We start from the raw sequence: 15,285 nt of genomic DNA, 5'->3' as shown, positions 1-15,285 counted from the left end.
CTCCGAAACGCCACCCGGAAAGACTTATCAAATTACGGTTTTTCGAGTCGGTCATGAAACGTTGGCTCGCGGTGCTTCTCCTCCTCATGGCGACCGCGAGTCCCGCGGTCGCCGCCGACCGGTCGACCGGACCCGACGTCACCGAAGTACGAACGTACGACCGAACGCCCGAAACCGCCGGGTCGGTGCGATTCTCCGCGACCTACGAACTCGCGGCAAGGGTCGACGGCCTCTGCGTGCGCCTCCCTCCGGACGCGACGGCGGTCGAGGTCACCGGGTTCGACACCGAGTACGGGAACTTCTGCGACTACCGCTGGAACGGCGACACCGCGGACCCGACCGTCTCGTTCACCGTTCCGGTGGAGACGACCGACAACGGCGCGCCCGGTCCGTTCGTGGAAACCGGCGACTGGGCGCTCGCCCGCGCCACCGTCCGCGGGCGGGTCCGGACGGACGGGGGGAACTGGACGCGCTTCCGGGAGAGCGACTTCGAGCGAGAGTACCGGTTCGCGGGCGGTAACGGGACCGGCGTCGGGCATATCGGACTGATGGGTCCCACTCGGACCGCGAACTGGACCGGGGACCGAGAGCAGTTCCGCCTCGTGCGGCCCCGGGCCGGCAGCGTCGCGGTCGAGCGCTATCGGCGAGTGCTCTCGGCGGCGTCGCGGGACTTCCGCGTCGGGAATCGCGGCAACGTGACCGTCGTGGCGCTCACGGAGGGCATCCACGCCGGGTCGGCGAGCGGCGACGTGATGCTGGTTCCGGCCGGGGAGAGGTGGCCCTTCGAGTACACGCGCCAGTCACTGCTTCACGAGTACGTCCACACGCGCCAGTCGGTCTACACCGAGGAGCGGATGGCCTGGTTCATCGAGGGCAGCGCGTCGTACTACGACCTCCTGCTCGCACATCAGCAGGGCGAGTTGTCCTACAAGGCGTTCGAGGAGAAGGCGGCCGGCGGCAAGTATCCCGATGCGGTGCTCGCCGACCGGTCGACGTGGCAGCACGGCGGTATCCCGTACGAGCGCGGACCCCGCGTGCTCGCCGCCCTCGACGCTCGCATCCGGAACGTGACGAACGGAACGCGGACGTTCGCCGACGTCGTCTACCTGCTGAACCGACGTTCGGGGCGGGTTTCGTACGCCGAGTTCGAGCGCGACGTCGCCACCGTGGCCGGCCGGTCGCTCAACGCGTGGCTCGACCGGTACTTCACGACGAACGAGACGCCACCGATGCCCGACGGCGGCGACTGGGTGACCCGACCGCAGGGACCACGCGACTTCGACGGCGACGGTCTCCCGGCGGCCGAGGAGAAGTCGCGGGACCTGAACCCGTTCCGTCTGGACTCGGACGGCGACGGGCTTCCCGACGGCGGAGAACCCGGCACACCGACCACGACCGAATCCACGACGACCGGGTCAACGACGCACTCAGCGGCGACCGCGACGCGGGATGCGACGGCGACGGAGACGGCCGGTGCGACGCCCTCGTCAACGACGGTATCGACGACGGACGAGTCGTCCGGAGCCTCGACCCCAGGGTTCGGCGTCGTCCCGGCGCTCGCGGCCCTGGTCTTCGCGGCGTTCCGGGCGGGGCGACCGTAGTCCGGTCTTCGAAACAAAGCGGTTAAATGCGGCCCTCGGTTACTCAGTACTGAGCCAGGATGGCCGAACGGTAAGGCGCACGCCTGGAAAGCGTGTTCCCTTCCGGGATTCAGGGTTCAAATCCCTGTCCTGGCGTTTTTCGAGCGAGTTACCGACGCACAGTTTCGGCTGCATGTCTCTCCGGCGAGTTAACGGGCGGGGTTTAAACAACTCAATGCGCAGGGAATGCAAGTGACGCAACGACGGGTAGCGCGCCCGGAGGACGAAGGCATATAAACCCGACCGAACCGAGTCCGGCGGCCGTCCAGCCTCTTGCTAACCATTCGCACGGGAATGGAGGGGTACCCGACGCCTGCAAGCGATATTACGGGCTTCGATTCTAGACAGTAAAACCGCGGGTTCGACCGTCGGAGTAAAGTTTTATATAGAAGGGCAATCATATCTTCTACTGAACCATGAGTCAGCGAGGTCGAATGCAAGGCCAGCCGATGATCGTAATGTCCGAGGAGTCCCAGCGCGTCAAGGACAAGGACGCCCAGGAGCACAACATCACCGCGGCCCGCGCTGTCGCGGACGCGGTTCGCTCCACCCTCGGCCCGAAAGGGATGGACAAGATGCTCGTCGACTCGATGGGAGACGTCACCATCACGAACGACGGCGTCACCATCCTCCAGGAGATGGACATCGACAACCCGACGGCCGAGATGATCATCGAGGTCGCCGAGACACAGGAGGACGAAGCGGGCGACGGCACCACGACCGCCGTCGCGGTGACCGGTGAACTCCTCAAGAACGCCGAGGACCTCCTCGAACAGGACATCCACCCGACCGCCATCATCAAGGGCTTCCACCTCGCCAGCGAGAAGGCCCGCGAAGAGGTCAACAACGTCGCCGAGAACGTCGACCCCGACGACGAGGACCTCCTCCGCAAGGTCGCCGAGACGTCGATGACCGGCAAGGGCGCCGAACTCAACAAGGAGGCGCTCAGCCAGATCATCGTCGACGCGGTCCAGCAGGTCACCGTCGAGGGCACGGTCGACCTCGAGTTCATCAAGACCGAGACCCAGACGGGTCGCTCGGCCGGCGAGTCCGAACTCCTCAAGGGCGCGGTCATCAGCAAGGACCCCGTCCACGACAACATGCCCAAGAGCGTCGAGGACGCCGACATCCTCCTGCTCAACGAGGCCGTCGAGATCGAGGAGACGGACGTCGACACCAGCGTCAGCATCGACAACCCCGACCAGCTCCAGAGCTTCCTCGACCAGGAAGAGGCTCAGCTCAAGGAGAAGGTCCAGCAGATCGTCGACACCGGCGCCGACGTCGTCTTCTGCCAGAAGGGCATCGACGACATGGCCCAGCACTACCTCGCGAAGGAGGGCATCCTCGCGGTCCGGCGCGTCAAGAAGAGCGACGTCGGCTTCCTGAAGGAGGTCCTGGGTGCGAACGTCGTCTCGGACCTCGACAGCGCCTCCGCCGAGGACCTCGGCCACGGTAGCGTCACTCGCGACGAGAGCGACGAACTGTTCTACGTCGAGGGCGAGGACAGCCACGGCGTCACCCTCCTCCTGCGCGGCTCGACCGACCACGTGGTCGACGAACTCGAGCGCGGCGTCACCGACGCGCTCGACGTCGTCGCCCAGACCGTCTCCGACGGCCGCGTCGTCGCGGGCGGCGGTGCCATTGAGGTCGAGGTCGCGGGTCGTCTCCGCGACTACGCCGACTCCGTCGAGGGCCGCGAACAGCTCGCGGTCGAGGCGTTCGCCGACTCGCTCGAACTCGTCCCCCGCGTTCTCGCGGAGAACGCCGGCCTGGACTCCATCGACACGCTCGTCGACCTGCGCGCGGCCCACGACGACGGCGACCAGCGCGCCGGTCTGGACGTGTTCAGCGGCGACGTGCAGGACACCTTCGAGGCGGGCGTCGTCGAACCCGCCCACTCGAAGGAGCAGGCCATCTCCAGTGCCACCGAGGCCGCGAACCTCGTGCTGAAAATCGACGACATCATCTCGGCCGGCGACCTGTCGACCGACAAGGGCGACGACGAGGGCGGCGCCGGCGGCATGGGCGGCGGCATGGGCGGCATGGGCGGTATGGGCGGCGCTATGTAAAATCGGTCTTCGACCGATTTTCATAGGCCGTCGAGCTCCGCTCGACGTAGCCGATGTAAGATAGGCAGTAGCCCACTCACGCCCGTTCCCGACCACCGCCGCACCGTTCGACCGCACTCGGCCGCCGAGGTCAACGCGTCGAATCGTCTTCCCGACCAAGTTCCTGCTTCTTTCGAATTTTACCACCGATCGTTCGCGGACGAGGGTCGTCCCGACACCCGACAGAAAGAACGCAGGCCGCTATCGCGTCCCGCCCCAAAGGCCGAACAGCGGGGCAAAGTCACGTCCGCGGATGCGCTCTCGAAATCGTTCGACGACCTGTTCGGCTCTGCGAACTATCTTCGGTTCGGACTCGTACGCGATCCCTCGCTTCTCCAGCCACCGGCGCATCTCGGCGGACCCCTCGTGGCGGCGGATGTCCTCTTCCGCGGCGTGCTTTAACGGATGGCGCTTCCAGTTGTACTCCTCGTGGGCGTAGAGGTCGATGCGATTCTCGGTCTGGGCGAAGAGCACGACGTGTAGCTGTCGGTCGGCGAACCGCGACGGCCGGTACACCCAGCTTCCGTCGGTGGTGCTGCCCGCCGGCGTGTAGTGGTACAGGCTCATCGGGTCCCAGACGAACCCCCCGTCGCGTAGCGTCGATTCGACGTCGTCAATCGAACGGTGGACGGTTCCGACGTATCCCGCGGGCCGGACGCGGTAGTCCGGTTGGCCGACTCGACGGGCGATTCGGTCGACGACGGGACCGATTCGGTGTCGGATTCGCCGGGGAAGACTCGAGTAGAGCGAGTCGTCCATGGTATCGCGCGAACGTACGGTTTCCAGCCAGGAGAGCGTGTTGGGGCGGTGCAGACGAGAGTGAAGTTGAAGCGAGTACCGACCGCGAGAGAGACGTCACACGCAAAGAATTTCGTGACGACGAACCAGGGTCCCGATATGCGACGCCGCCCGTTCCTCCGGAAGTCCGCCGCGCTGACGACGGCGGTTCTCGCAGGCTGTGCGAGTCTCCGCTCGAATCACGACCCGCGCGCCAACGACCTCACCGCGATAAACGAGACGGACGGTCCAGTTTCCGCGGACGTCGTCGTCGCCCTCCCCGACGGCGAGACGGTCAGTTCCACGCGACACAGACTCACGCCGGGGGAGAACACCATCGAGAACCTCGCCGAGTACGGTACGTACGACTTGACGGTAGCCATTGACGGAACGCCGGCCGCGAGCCACGAGTGGCACGTGACCGACTGCAACCATCTCACGGTCCGCGTCCGGTCCGACGAAATCGCCTTCGGCGAAGGGGAGTGTTGAACTCCGGGAATTTGCATGGCAAACCCTGCACGATTCGACACCGTTTTAGGTAATTTATAGTGGAGGCGGACGAACTGTTCGGGTATGGACACGCTGTTGCTGAACCAGGACGCCGTCGACGAGAACACGCAGATGGAGGAGGTCATCCGGGCCGTCGAGGACGCGTTCGCCGCGTACGCCCGTGGGAACGCACAGATGCCCGCCAAATCCTACATCGACCTCCCGCAGTACAACGGTGACTTCCGCTCGATGCCGGCCTACCTCGAAGCCGAGGACTGGGACGCCGCCGGCATCAAGTGGGTCAACGTCCACCCCGACAACCCCGACAGGTTCGACCTCCCGACCGTGATGGGCACGATGGTCTACTCCGACCCCGAAACCGCCTTCCCGCTCGCCATCATGGACGGCACCGAACTCACGATGAAGCGGACCGGCGCGGCCGCCGCCGTCGCCACCGACCACCTCGCGGTCGAGGACGCCACCTCGATGGGCGTCGTCGGCGCGGGCGTCCAGTCGTACACCCAGGTCGAGGCCGTCTCGACGGTCCGACCCATCGAGGAGGTCGTCGTCAGCGACCCCGACGAGGAGGCCGTCGCCGACTTCATCGACTACTTCGAGGCCGACTTCGACGTCCGCGCGGGGTCCATCGAGGAGGCCGCCCAGTGCGACGTGCTCTCGACCGTGACGCCGGTCGAAAAGCCCATCGTCTCCCGCAAGGCCATCGGCGAGCGCACCCACGTCAACGCGATGGGCGCCGACGCCGAGGGCAAGCACGAACTCGCCGACCAAATTCTGCTCGACGCCAAACTCGTCATCGACGACCACGCCCAGACCACCCACTCGGGCGAGATCAACGTCCCGTACCACGAGGGCGTCCTGACCGACGACGACATCTACGGCGAACTCGGCAACATCGTGGTCGGCGACCTCGAAGGCAGGACCGCCGACGACGGCATCACCGTCTTCGACTCCACGGGCCTCGCCATCCAGGACGTGGCCGCGGCCCACGTCGTCTACGAGCACGCCGACGACAACGACAACGGCTACCCCTTCGACCTCATCGGGTCGGAAGTCGAGTAAAGCCGCGCCGCGCCGAACGCTCCTTCTACCGCCCCGGCAGTCGCTCGGTCACCTGCTCGGTCGGCGCCTTCTTCGCGAACACGCCCATCACCTTCGAGACGAGCCACACGATCACGAGAAACGGCAACAGCGGAATCAGCAGGATGACGAGTCCCAGAAAGTACGCGGTGCCGATCACCGTCATCTCGGCGTCCGGCCGTCCGCGGAACGGCGGCGTCACCGTCCGCATCGCCTTCTTCACCGGTTCGGGTACTGCGCTCTCGGCGCCCGCGTCGGAAGCCCCCTGACTCATACCCCGTCCTATCGACGACCGGAAGGTAAGCGTTTTCGGCGGTCGGCGTCGGTCAGTTCGGCCGTCACGGCAGGGACGCTACGGCAGGTCGCCGGGGACTCAGTCGGCCCGCTCTTCCGACGGCCGGTCGCCGACCGCGCTCGCGCCGCCGAGCGCCTTCTCCCGCAGGTCCGACTCGATGTCCTCCAGCGACCGACCCTTCGTCTCGGGCACCAGGAAGTACGTGAACGCCAGCGCAGCGGCGCTCAAGACCGCGTACAGCCAGAAGGTGCCGGACTTGGCGATGGCGTCGACGAGCATCGGGAACGTCAGCGAGACGGCGAGGTTGGCCGCCCAGTTGGCGACGGTGACGACGCCCATCGCCGTCCCGCGGACCTTCAGCGGGTAGATTTCAGAGATGAGCAGCCAGAACACCGGGCCGAGTCCGATGGCGAAGCACGCGACGTAGAGCATCAGGCTCCCGGTCGCGACCCAGCCTACGACCCCCGACAGCCCCGGCAGGTGGAACGCCGCCCCGAGGACGACGAGCGTCACGGTCATGCCCGCGACGCCAGCGAGCAGGAGCGGGCGGCGGCCCTTCCGGTCGACGAGCAGGACCGCCGCGACGGTCGTGGCGACGTTGACGACGCCGATGCCGACCGTTGCGAGGATGGAAACCGAACTCCCGAAGCCGGTCGATTCGAGGATGGTCGGCGCGTAGTAGATGACCGTGTTGATGCCGGTGACCTGCTGGAAGACGGCGAGTCCGACTCCGACGACGAGCGCGGGTCGAATCCACGATTCGAGGAGGTCCGAGAGGCCGGTGTCCTCCTGGGCCTGGGCGGTCCGTTCGATTTCGGACATCTCGTCGTCGATTCGGTCCTCGCTCCGCGTGCGGGCGAGCACGTCGCGGGCGTCCGACTCGCGGCCCTGCTCGACGAGCCATCGGGGGCTCTCGGGCATGAACACCATCGCCACCGCGAGCACGAGCGCGGGCACCATCCCGGTGCCGAGCATCCACCGCCACGCGCCCGCGTCGGCGAAGGCGTAGTTCACGAAGTACGAGACGAGGATGCCGGTCGTGACCGCGAGTTGGTTGAGCGAGACGAGCGACCCGCGTATCTTCGGCGGCGAAATCTCGGAGATGTACAGCGGGCCGACCATCGAGGCGAAGCCGATGGCCACGCCGTCGACGACGCGCCCGACCAGCAGCACCTCGACGTTGGGCGCGACGGCCATGATGAACGACCCGACGAAGAACACCACCGCCCCGACGAGAATGAGCCGACGACGACCGATGCGGTCGGCGAGCGTCCCGCCGAGCGCCGCCCCGACGATGGCGCCGACCAGCGCCCCGCTGACGACCAGTCCGCCGACGAGCGACGGGTCCATCGGGACGCCGAACAGCGACGACATCTCGAAGGTGCGCTTGATGAACAGGAACGCGCCGGAGATGATGCCCGTGTCGAACCCGAACAGGAGTCCGTTCAGCGCGGCGAGCGCGGCGGTCACGTAGACGAAGCGATTTCGTCCGTCGTCCGACCGTACCGAGTGCTCCGATGACATCCGTTCACAAGAATTCTACACCATAACCCACATAATTTCCGATAAATAGTCGGTAGAAATCCATTATAATCTCCGGTTGTCTGGAAACACCGCGAACAGGTCCAGTTTATTTGTTTTTCGTCCGAAGGAATCGTCGGAGACGGCGCGCGAGGACGAACTGCGTCCCGTTCCGGTTCACTCCAGGTGAACCGCGGGCCGGAGCGGCGCGGCGTTCCCGGCCTTCTCGGCGGGGTCGTAGGCCTCCTCGCCCTCCTCGTAGATCTCGACCTCGGCGTCGAACTCGCGTTCGAGGAACCGCCGGGCGTCCTCGTAGACGGCGCGTTCGTCCACCGCGGTCAGCGCCTCGACTTCGTCGTCGGGGCGCTCGCGGACGACCGACACGAGGTCCTGGACGAGGTCGTTGACCTCGTTCCCGCGCTCGCGCAGGCCCTCGTGCTGCATCACCTTCCCCATCACCGCGCCCACGTCGGGGCCGGTCTGAACGACCTCGTCGAGCACGGTGCGCTTCCAGTCGGCGGCGACGTACACCCGAATCGTCTCGGGGTCGGCGTCGGTCACGCCGACGATGTCCCGGACGTCCTCGGTCAGGTCGGCGACCAGCGACTCCTCGACTTCGGTCCGGACGCTCTCGAACTCGGGGTCAGGTTCGGGCCAGTCGGCGTCCTCGGCCGGGACGCCTTCGAGTCGCTCGGACAGTTCGTTGGTCAGGTAGGGGACGAACGGTTCCAGCAGGCGGAGGCGGGTCCGGAGGACCTCCCGCAGGGTCCACGACGCGCCCGGCCTATCGAGGTCGGCCCGCTTGCGGTACCACTTCAGGTGCTCCTCGAAGTTGTAGAAGGCGGTCTGGCTGGCGGTCCGGGTTTCGAACCGCTCCAGGGCGTCGGTGGTGTCGCGCACCGTCGACTGGAGTTTCGACAGGAGCCAGCGGTCGGCGCGCTTCAAGTCGGGTGTCTCGTCGCCGTCTCGCACGTCGTCCTCCTCGATAATCTCGTTCGCCCGCGACCAGAACCGCGCCAACTGGTCGTGGGTCGACCGGACCTGGTCGGCCCGCCAGTCGTAGTCCTGCCACGGTTCCGCGGAGTTCAGCAGGAAGAACCGGACCGTGTCGGCGCCGTACTCCTCGATGGCGTCACTCGGCAGGACGACGTGGCCCTTCGAGGACGACATCTTCTCGCCCTCCAGCAAGCCCATCCCCATCACGGTGATGCCCTCGGGCCACTTCGGCGGCTCGAACAGTTCGGCGTGGTGGAACAGGAAGAAGGTCAGGTGGTTGCTGATGAGGTCGTTGCCCGAACACCGGTAGTCGACCGGATACCAGTAGTCCCACTCCTCGCGGAGTTCGAGCGCGGTTTCGTCGGGAGAATCGACGCTCTCGGGACCATAAAAGAGCGTGTCGAAGAACTCCCGGTCGAGGTCCTCGACCGGCACGTCCCGCAGGCGGTGGGCGACGGTGTAGTAGGCCATGTAGATGGTCGAGTCCGACAGCGGTTCGATGACGAACTCCTCGTCCCACGGCAGGCGGGTGCCCAGTCCGTAGTTGCGGATGGCCGGCCACTCGTTGAGCCAGTCGACGGTGTGGTCGTACTGCTCGCGGGTGTTTTCCGGGATGGCGTCGAGTTGCGCGACCGCCTCGTGGGCCTTCGCCTTCCACCCCTCGTCGTCGTACCGCAGGAACCACGTCTCCTGTTCGGCGACCTCGACGTCGCCGCCGCACCGGCAGACGACCTCCTCGCTGAACTCGTACATCGACCCGAACGCGCCCCGGGACTCGTAGTCGGCTCTCAGTTCGTCGCGGACCTCCTCGACGACTCCGCCGGCGTACTCGCCGTACACCTCGCGGAGGCGACCCTTGTGGAACTCCGCCTGGTAGAGGTCGGCGGTCACCTCGTGGAGGTCAGGGTCGTCGCTCCCCTCGATTCCCGCGGTTTCGACGGCGTCTCGTGCCGGTACCTCGCCGTACCCCTCCACGTCCAGAATCGACTTCGGTTCGATGGCCCGGACTTCGTCGGGGTCGACGCCGTAGTCGGCGAGTTCGTCGGCGTCGGCCTGCGCCTCCCGGAGCGCAACGTAGTCGTCGGGGCTGTGGGCGGGCACCGACATCACCACGCCCGTCGCGTTGTCGGAGTCGACGAACGACGCCGGCAGCAGCAGGACGTTCTCGCCGGTGACGGGGTTCGAGACTCGACCGCCCACCAGGTCGGCGCCCGAGAACTCGTCCTCGACTTCGACGTCGTGAGCCTGGAGTTCGAGTTTCTCGGCGGCATCGGCGCTCACGACCCACGCTTCTCCGTCGACGGTGGCGCTGACGTACTCGGCGTCGGGGTTCACGAAGGCGTTGGTCACGCCGCGAACCGTCTCGGGTCGCAGTGTCGCCATCGGATAGACCGCGCCCTCGCCGTCGGCGTCTCGCGGCTCGTCGCCGCTCGTCCGGTCCGCGTCGCTTCGCGACGCGCGGAACTTGACGAGCGTGTACTCCTGGAACTCCGCCTCCTCGCCCTCCAGCAAGTCGTGAGTCGTGACCGGGTTGCGCTCGTTCGTGCAGAACTTCACGGGGTGCAGGCCCTTCTCCAGCAGGCCCCGCTCTTTGAGCGTCTCGTACTGCCAGGTGACGAACTTCGAATAGCGGTCGTCGTTGGTGGTGAACTCCCGGCGCCAGTCGATGGACAGCCCCAGCGCCTTCATGTTCTTCTTGTAGTGCTCCTCGACGAAGTAGCGGGCGAACCCCATCGGCGTCTCCAGGTCGGCCAGCGTCTCCTCCGGGACGCCGTAGGTGTCCCGGAGGACCGACATCTGGTCTTCCTCGCGCTTCTTCAGTCGCTCGACGGCGCCGACGATGGGCGTGCCGGTGACGTGCCAGGCGAGCGGGAACAGGACGTTGTCGCCCTGCAAACGGCGGTAACGGGCGTACACGTCCGGGACGGTGTAGGTACGGGCGTGGCCGATGTGCATCCCGCCGCTGGGGTAGGGGTAGGGGACGGTGACGAAGGTGGCGTCCTCGTCGGCTTCGGCGTCCGTCTCCGCGGGCGGGTCGGCCTCGTATCGACCCTCCCGCGCCCAGCGGTCCTGCCACTCCCGCTCGATTTCTCGCGGGTCGTAGTCCATGGAACGCGTAACGGTACGAACCGGGAAGAAAAGAGGGGTCGCACCTGACTGGTCGACCTGTCAGGCGGCGACGGTGCCGAGGTGCGTCACCCCCGGAACGGTGAGAACGCTTATATGAGGGCGGAGCAAGCATTCAGCTCGATGTCACCCGGATTCAAGTCCGCCGGCACGTGGCCGGCGACGCTCGGCGGGGTCGTCGGACTGCTCGCGGCGGCGGCGGGTATCGCCGGGGCCGTCGGACTGCTCTGGACGTCGGTCCTCCCGTACGTCGTCTTCGACGGCGTGCCGCACCTCTCGGGGAGTCTGGAGGCCGCCAACGCGCCGGTCATCCTGTTCTGGGCGCTGGTGCTACTCGCGGCCGCGCTTGCCGGCGGGTACTGGGTTCGAACCCGGAAGCTGGGAAGCGTCTGGGCGGTCGCGATAGCCGGGACCCTCTTCGCCGGAATTAGCCTCTTCAGCGTGGGGCTGTACGTCCTCCCGTTCGGACTCCTCATGCTGGTCGCGGCCGTCCTCCTGACGGTGGGACGACCTAGAGGTTCGGCCGCGACCGAGGCGGCGTCCTGAACGTCCCTTCTCGACGCATCCATCGTCGGCGTCGATGGACGCCCGCCGGGTCGCTCCGACTTCTCGCGTCACGACCACTCGTCCAGTTCCGACTCCGGCGCCGCCTTCGGCCCGACGAAGAATCGCTGGCCGAGTCCGTACACCAACCCGTACGAGAATACGAGCGTCAGCGCGTAGCTAACGCCGGGAACGAGGTCGAGCATCGGCAAACCGAACAGGCTGAGGACGACCATCGCCGCGACCGGGAGGAAAAAGCCCAGCACCAGCAGGGTGACCACGACTTCGATTCGGCGGACGTGGGCGACGCGCTCGGCCGCGGCCGAGCGCGTCCGCAGGGCGACCCAGCCGTATCCGCCGACGAACGCCGCCAGCAGGAAGCCGACCAGTTCCTCCCGGACCGACAGCGAGAACATCGCCCTGGTGGCGCGGAGGTACCATCCGACAGCGAAGAACGCGAGCGCGAAGACGAAGTAGCCGGTGACCGCCCACTGGACGCCGCCGACGAGTTTGGCCCGGAGCGACGGGTCGTAGCCGCCGGAAGCGCCGGGCGCGTCGGACTCGCGGCTCATGGCGGGTGTTCGACGCGCCGGAGAAAAACGCTACCGATGGTGTGGTTTCTCGGCGTGATCCCATGGCATGGTTTCTCGGCATAGTCCTCAGCGTGGACGTTCGCGCGCCCGGCCGCGACGTCGTCGCGGCCGGACGCGCGACCTCCGGCCGGCGGTCGTGCGATTCCCGGGTCGGCGGTTTCAGTCCAGCGCCGCCAACCCGTCGTCGAGCATGTCGCTCAGCACGTCGCGGGCGTGGCCGTCGGGGTCGACGCCCTCGTAGACCGCCTGCACCTCGCCGTCGGCGAGGACGAAGGTCGTCCGCGGGGCCGCGCCGCGGGCAGTTTCGACGCCGAAGGCGTCGGCGACCTCGCCGTCGGGGTCTGCCAACAGGTCGAAGCCGAGGTCGTACTTGTCGGCGAACGCCTCGTGGCTCTCGACGTCGTCGGTCGAGACGCCGTAGACGGCGACCTCGGCGTCGCGGTAGGATTCGAGTTCGGCGTCGAACTGCTCGGCCTCGACGGTACAACCCGGCGTGTCGTCCCGCGGGTAGAAGTACAGCACCGTCGGTTCCGCGAAGTCGAGCGTGACGACTTCGCCGCGCTGGTTCTCGGCCGTCACCGTCGGCGCGTCGTCTCCGGGTTCGAGCGTCATGGCCGACGGTTGCGCCCGAAGCGGCAAGGAAGTTGCGCTTAGCTGATGTCGATGCTGTGCGAGTCGCCGTCGTCGCTGGTCGCCTTCGGCAGCGTCACCGTCAGTACGCCGTTGCGGTACTGGGCGGAGACGCCCTGCTCGTCGACCTCGCCGGGCAGCGTCACCGAGCGACTGGTCGACTGGTGGCGGCGCTCCTTGCGGAGGTACTGGCCGTCGCTCTCGTCGCCTTCCTCGCGCTCCTCGGCGTGTTCGGCGCGGATGGTTAGCTGGTCCTCGCGCAGCGAGACTTCGATGTCCTCCTTCTCGAAGCCGGGCAGGTCGGCGGTGACCACGTACTCCTCGCCGTGGTCGGCCACGTCCATCGACATCTGTTCGCCCATGCCACTCATGTCGCCCATACCGCCCATGCCGCCCATCGACTCCTCGAACTGGCGGCCCATGCGGTCGAACATCTCTTCGATCTCCTTGAACGGATTTCGTCGTCGGTCCATAGTTTCCCCCATCGGGCGTTCGGTCGCCCAGAGAGGGTTCGTCGCGTTCGCCCTTAAAAATTCAGTCCGACTAGGGGTCGGCGAGGCGCCAGGGCGGGGACCGCGGAACCGGACGGCCACTCAGTGGACGACGTGCTCGGTGTCGTACGACCCGAGGCGGCGGACCCACCCGTTCTCGGCGAGTTCCTCGACCTCCTCGACGGCCTCGCGGGCGCGGTCCTCGTAGAGGCCCGCCGCGAAGTCGACGTGGAAGACGTAGTCGCCGAGTCGCTCGCCGCTCGGTCGGGACTCGACACGGGTAAGGTTGACGTCGCGGTCGGCGAACGGTTCGAGGAGTTCGAGTAACAGGCCGGGGTAGTTGGCGTTCGGGTAGACGACCAGCGAGGACTTCCCGCCGGCCTCCGACCCTTCCTCGGCGGGCGCGACGACGAAGAACCGGGTCGCGTTCGAGGTCCGGTCCTGGATGCCCTCTGCGACCACCGTGAGGTCCTCGCCCGCGTTCTTGGGATGGCCGATGGCCGCCACGTCGGGGTTCTCGCGGGCGTGTTCGACCCCGCGGGCGGTGCTGGCGACCGCTTCGAGGTCGGTGTCGGGGTACTCCGATTCGAGGAACGACCGGCACTGCGCGAGCGCCTGGGAGTGGCTGGCAACGACAGAGAAGTCCTCGGACTGGGCGAGCAGGGCGTGGCGAATCGGGGTGACGAGTTCCCTGACCGCCGCGACCTCGTGGTCGGCGATGGCGTCCAGGGTCTCGGTGACGCTGCCCTCGATGCTGTTCTCGATAGGGACGACCCCGCGGTCGAACTCGCCGTCGGCGACGGCCTCGACGATGGCCGTGACCGACTCGCGGAACTCCACGTCGTCGGCGACGGCGCTCGCTGCACGGTGGGAGTAGGTTCCCTCGGGGCCGAGGGTGACTGCTTGCATGGGCGTGTGTTTCGCGGAGGCGATTAAAAGGCCGTCGGGTGTGACAGATTTTCCGGGCGGAAGAGTGTGGCGGGGAGGAACGGAGTGTGGACATGCACAGCGTTGGCCTCGGCTTCGGATATAAACTCTCGGAACCGGTGACGGAAGCGCCTCCTTTCAGGTCGGCGCGTGCTGGCGCGACCTCGTGTCGCGCCTTCTCCGCGCGAGGCCTGCACGAGCGAAGCGAGTGCAGGCTCGTCGGAGCGAGGCTCCGACGGTGGACGAGGACCGTAAGACACGAGCGAAGCGAGTGGCCGAGGACCGCAGTCGGTTGGGGAGGCGTGTGGCGCGATGCGGTCGCGGTTGCAGTGCGGTTTCAGTTGCGTCGTGCGAGTCGCGGTCGCAGTTGTCGTTGCGGTCGCGGTTACGGTACTCGCTTGTACCGTGCGAGTAGCGGTCGTCGAAGTTCGCCGAATCGCGAGACGAGTCGTCCATCGCGACCGTTACCGTCGGGAGAAGAGCACCAGCGAAACTAGGACGAACGCCGCGCTACCGACGAGCGCCGCGACGAACAACGGATGCCACGGTTCGCACCCGTCGCAGCGCCCCGCTCGCAACTGCTCGGCTATCCGGAGATGCGTGTAGACCGCCCAGTAGCCGAGTCCGAGGCCGACGACGAGGGGGAGGCCGGCTACCGTCCGCGAAGTCATACGCGGAGGGTGTCGCGGCTAGCCAAGTGCTTTCTGGTCTGTCAAGTTCACTCCACAGGCTACGCGCTGCCGACGATTCGAATGAACTCGACGACGGAAAACGCTCCACGCCCGAACCGACCCGAACTCACTCGTCGCCGAACCGGAACTCCCGACTCCGGATGTTGCCGCAACTCGGGCAGACGTGACGGTACCGGACGCGCTCGCCGCTGGTGGCCGCGAGCCAGCGACCCTCGGCGTCCTCGTAGCCGCAGGCCGGACACCGCAGGTCCTCGCGGTCGTAGCGCGACCGGAGTCGGTCGAACGCCGAGAGTCCATCGTCTCTGGCGCGACTCATGCGTCGGACTACGTATTGCCAGATGTTAACTCTTATCACTAT

At 66.9% G+C, this 15,285-nt stretch carries 15 protein-coding genes and 1 tRNA gene; 6 read left to right on the top strand and 10 right to left on the bottom strand.

Annotated features, from left to right (window positions below; genetic code table 11):
• Window positions 1-53: 53 nt before the first annotated feature.
• The 3 genes from NGM07_RS12245 (at window position 54) to thsB (ending at window position 3,709) form a co-directional block, all read left to right on the top strand.
• Window positions 54-1,601: a M61 metallopeptidase family protein gene (locus NGM07_RS12245; RefSeq protein ID WP_253511840.1), complete on the top strand. Its 1,548-nt coding sequence runs from the start codon at window positions 54-56 to the stop codon at window positions 1,599-1,601.
• Window positions 1,602-1,654: 53 nt separating this feature from the next.
• Window positions 1,655-1,736 (top strand) — tRNA-Ser (locus NGM07_RS12240).
• Between the two features lie 320 nt (window positions 1,737-2,056).
• Window positions 2,057-3,709, top strand: a complete 1,653-nt coding sequence (thsB, locus tag NGM07_RS12235) for a thermosome subunit beta (protein ID WP_253511837.1) — start codon at window positions 2,057-2,059, stop codon at window positions 3,707-3,709.
• A 240-nt stretch (window positions 3,710-3,949) separates the two neighbouring features.
• On the opposite strand, the gene NGM07_RS12230 is transcribed toward thsB, so the two are convergent.
• Window positions 3,950-4,507, bottom strand: a complete 558-nt coding sequence (locus NGM07_RS12230; RefSeq protein WP_253511834.1) for a hypothetical protein — start codon at window positions 4,505-4,507, stop codon at window positions 3,950-3,952.
• A gap of 138 nt (window positions 4,508-4,645) precedes the next feature.
• Between NGM07_RS12230 and NGM07_RS12225 the strand changes: the two genes are divergently transcribed.
• Both NGM07_RS12225 and NGM07_RS12220 read left to right on the top strand, forming a co-directional pair.
• Window positions 4,646-5,014: an Ig-like domain-containing protein gene (locus tag NGM07_RS12225; protein ID WP_253511831.1), complete on the top strand. Its 369-nt coding sequence runs from the start codon at window positions 4,646-4,648 to the stop codon at window positions 5,012-5,014.
• 84 nt (window positions 5,015-5,098) lie between these two features.
• Window positions 5,099-6,094, top strand: a complete 996-nt coding sequence (locus tag NGM07_RS12220) for an ornithine cyclodeaminase family protein (protein WP_253511828.1) — start codon at window positions 5,099-5,101, stop codon at window positions 6,092-6,094.
• 25 nt (window positions 6,095-6,119) lie between these two features.
• Here the strand turns inward: NGM07_RS12220 and NGM07_RS12215 are convergent, their stop codons facing one another.
• The 3 genes from NGM07_RS12215 to leuS all read right to left on the bottom strand — a co-directional run bounded on the left by NGM07_RS12215 (window position 6,120) and on the right by leuS (window position 11,033).
• Window positions 6,120-6,386 (bottom strand): DUF7535 family protein, encoded by a 267-nt coding sequence (locus NGM07_RS12215; protein WP_253511826.1) that lies wholly within the window; start codon window positions 6,384-6,386, stop codon window positions 6,120-6,122.
• A 99-nt stretch (window positions 6,387-6,485) separates the two neighbouring features.
• Window positions 6,486-7,931 (bottom strand): sugar porter family MFS transporter, encoded by a 1,446-nt coding sequence (locus NGM07_RS12210; protein WP_253511823.1) that lies wholly within the window; start codon window positions 7,929-7,931, stop codon window positions 6,486-6,488.
• A gap of 174 nt (window positions 7,932-8,105) precedes the next feature.
• Window positions 8,106-11,033 carry a leucine--tRNA ligase gene (gene leuS, locus NGM07_RS12205; RefSeq protein WP_253511820.1) on the bottom strand — a complete coding sequence of 976 codons (2,928 nt, stop codon included), beginning with the start codon at window positions 11,031-11,033 and terminating at the stop codon, window positions 8,106-8,108.
• Window positions 11,034-11,174: 141 nt separating this feature from the next.
• On the opposite strand from leuS, the gene NGM07_RS12200 reads away from it, so the two are divergent.
• Window positions 11,175-11,597, top strand: coding sequence for a hypothetical protein (locus NGM07_RS12200; protein ID WP_253511817.1), 423 nt, complete (start codon window positions 11,175-11,177; stop codon window positions 11,595-11,597).
• Window positions 11,598-11,665: 68 nt separating this feature from the next.
• On the opposite strand, the gene NGM07_RS12195 is transcribed toward NGM07_RS12200, so the two are convergent.
• From NGM07_RS12195 to NGM07_RS12170, 6 genes are all read right to left on the bottom strand, one after another.
• The gene (locus tag NGM07_RS12195; RefSeq protein WP_253511814.1) at window positions 11,666-12,166 is read right to left on the bottom strand and encodes a hypothetical protein; all 501 of its coding nucleotides are present in this window, start codon (window positions 12,164-12,166) and stop codon (window positions 11,666-11,668) included.
• Between the two features lie 180 nt (window positions 12,167-12,346).
• Window positions 12,347-12,799, bottom strand: coding sequence for a peroxiredoxin (locus tag NGM07_RS12190; protein ID WP_253511811.1), 453 nt, complete (start codon window positions 12,797-12,799; stop codon window positions 12,347-12,349).
• A gap of 38 nt (window positions 12,800-12,837) precedes the next feature.
• A complete protein-coding gene (locus NGM07_RS12185; protein ID WP_253511809.1) occupies window positions 12,838-13,290 on the bottom strand; it encodes an Hsp20/alpha crystallin family protein in 453 nt (150 codons plus the stop codon).
• Window positions 13,291-13,410: 120 nt separating this feature from the next.
• Window positions 13,411-14,217 (bottom strand): prephenate dehydratase, encoded by an 807-nt coding sequence (gene pheA, locus NGM07_RS12180; protein WP_253511806.1) that lies wholly within the window; start codon window positions 14,215-14,217, stop codon window positions 13,411-13,413.
• Between the two features lie 482 nt (window positions 14,218-14,699).
• The gene (locus NGM07_RS12175) at window positions 14,700-14,906 is read right to left on the bottom strand and encodes a hypothetical protein (protein WP_253511803.1); all 207 of its coding nucleotides are present in this window, start codon (window positions 14,904-14,906) and stop codon (window positions 14,700-14,702) included.
• Between the two features lie 127 nt (window positions 14,907-15,033).
• Window positions 15,034-15,243, bottom strand: a complete 210-nt coding sequence (locus NGM07_RS12170) for an HVO_0649 family zinc finger protein (RefSeq protein ID WP_253511800.1) — start codon at window positions 15,241-15,243, stop codon at window positions 15,034-15,036.
• Window positions 15,244-15,285: the final 42 nt, after the last annotated feature.

Origin of the sequence: Halorussus vallis (assembly GCF_024138165.1) — an archaeon.
GTDB lineage: Archaea > Halobacteriota > Halobacteria > Halobacteriales > Haladaptataceae > Halorussus > Halorussus vallis.
This window is presented reverse-complemented; position numbering and strand designations above follow the sequence as displayed.

Bases quoted from the DNA above. Each gene is read 5' to 3' on its own strand.
- NGM07_RS12190 (WP_253511811.1), bottom strand. From the start codon at position 12,799: ATGACGCTCGAACCCGGAGACGACGCGCCGACGGTGACGGCCGAGAAC.
- NGM07_RS12230 (WP_253511834.1), bottom strand. From the start codon at position 4,507: ATGGACGACTCGCTCTACTCGAGTCTTCCCCGGCGAATCCGACACCGA.
- pheA (WP_253511806.1), bottom strand. From the start codon at position 14,217: ATGCAAGCAGTCACCCTCGGCCCCGAGGGAACCTACTCCCACCGTGCA.
- NGM07_RS12200 (WP_253511817.1), top strand. From the start codon at position 11,175: ATGTCACCCGGATTCAAGTCCGCCGGCACGTGGCCGGCGACGCTCGGC.
- NGM07_RS12195 (WP_253511814.1), bottom strand. From the start codon at position 12,166: ATGAGCCGCGAGTCCGACGCGCCCGGCGCTTCCGGCGGCTACGACCCG.
- NGM07_RS12170 (WP_253511800.1), bottom strand. From the start codon at position 15,243: ATGAGTCGCGCCAGAGACGATGGACTCTCGGCGTTCGACCGACTCCGG.
- NGM07_RS12220 (WP_253511828.1), top strand. From the start codon at position 5,099: ATGGACACGCTGTTGCTGAACCAGGACGCCGTCGACGAGAACACGCAG.
- NGM07_RS12225 (WP_253511831.1), top strand. From the start codon at position 4,646: ATGCGACGCCGCCCGTTCCTCCGGAAGTCCGCCGCGCTGACGACGGCG.
- thsB (WP_253511837.1), top strand. From the start codon at position 2,057: ATGAGTCAGCGAGGTCGAATGCAAGGCCAGCCGATGATCGTAATGTCC.
- NGM07_RS12215 (WP_253511826.1), bottom strand. From the start codon at position 6,386: ATGAGTCAGGGGGCTTCCGACGCGGGCGCCGAGAGCGCAGTACCCGAA.
- NGM07_RS12185 (WP_253511809.1), bottom strand. From the start codon at position 13,290: ATGGACCGACGACGAAATCCGTTCAAGGAGATCGAAGAGATGTTCGAC.
- leuS (WP_253511820.1), bottom strand. From the start codon at position 11,033: ATGGACTACGACCCGCGAGAAATCGAGCGGGAGTGGCAGGACCGCTGG.
- NGM07_RS12175 (WP_253511803.1), bottom strand. From the start codon at position 14,906: ATGACTTCGCGGACGGTAGCCGGCCTCCCCCTCGTCGTCGGCCTCGGA.
- NGM07_RS12245 (WP_253511840.1), top strand. From the start codon at position 54: ATGAAACGTTGGCTCGCGGTGCTTCTCCTCCTCATGGCGACCGCGAGT.
- NGM07_RS12210 (WP_253511823.1), bottom strand. From the start codon at position 7,931: ATGTCATCGGAGCACTCGGTACGGTCGGACGACGGACGAAATCGCTTC.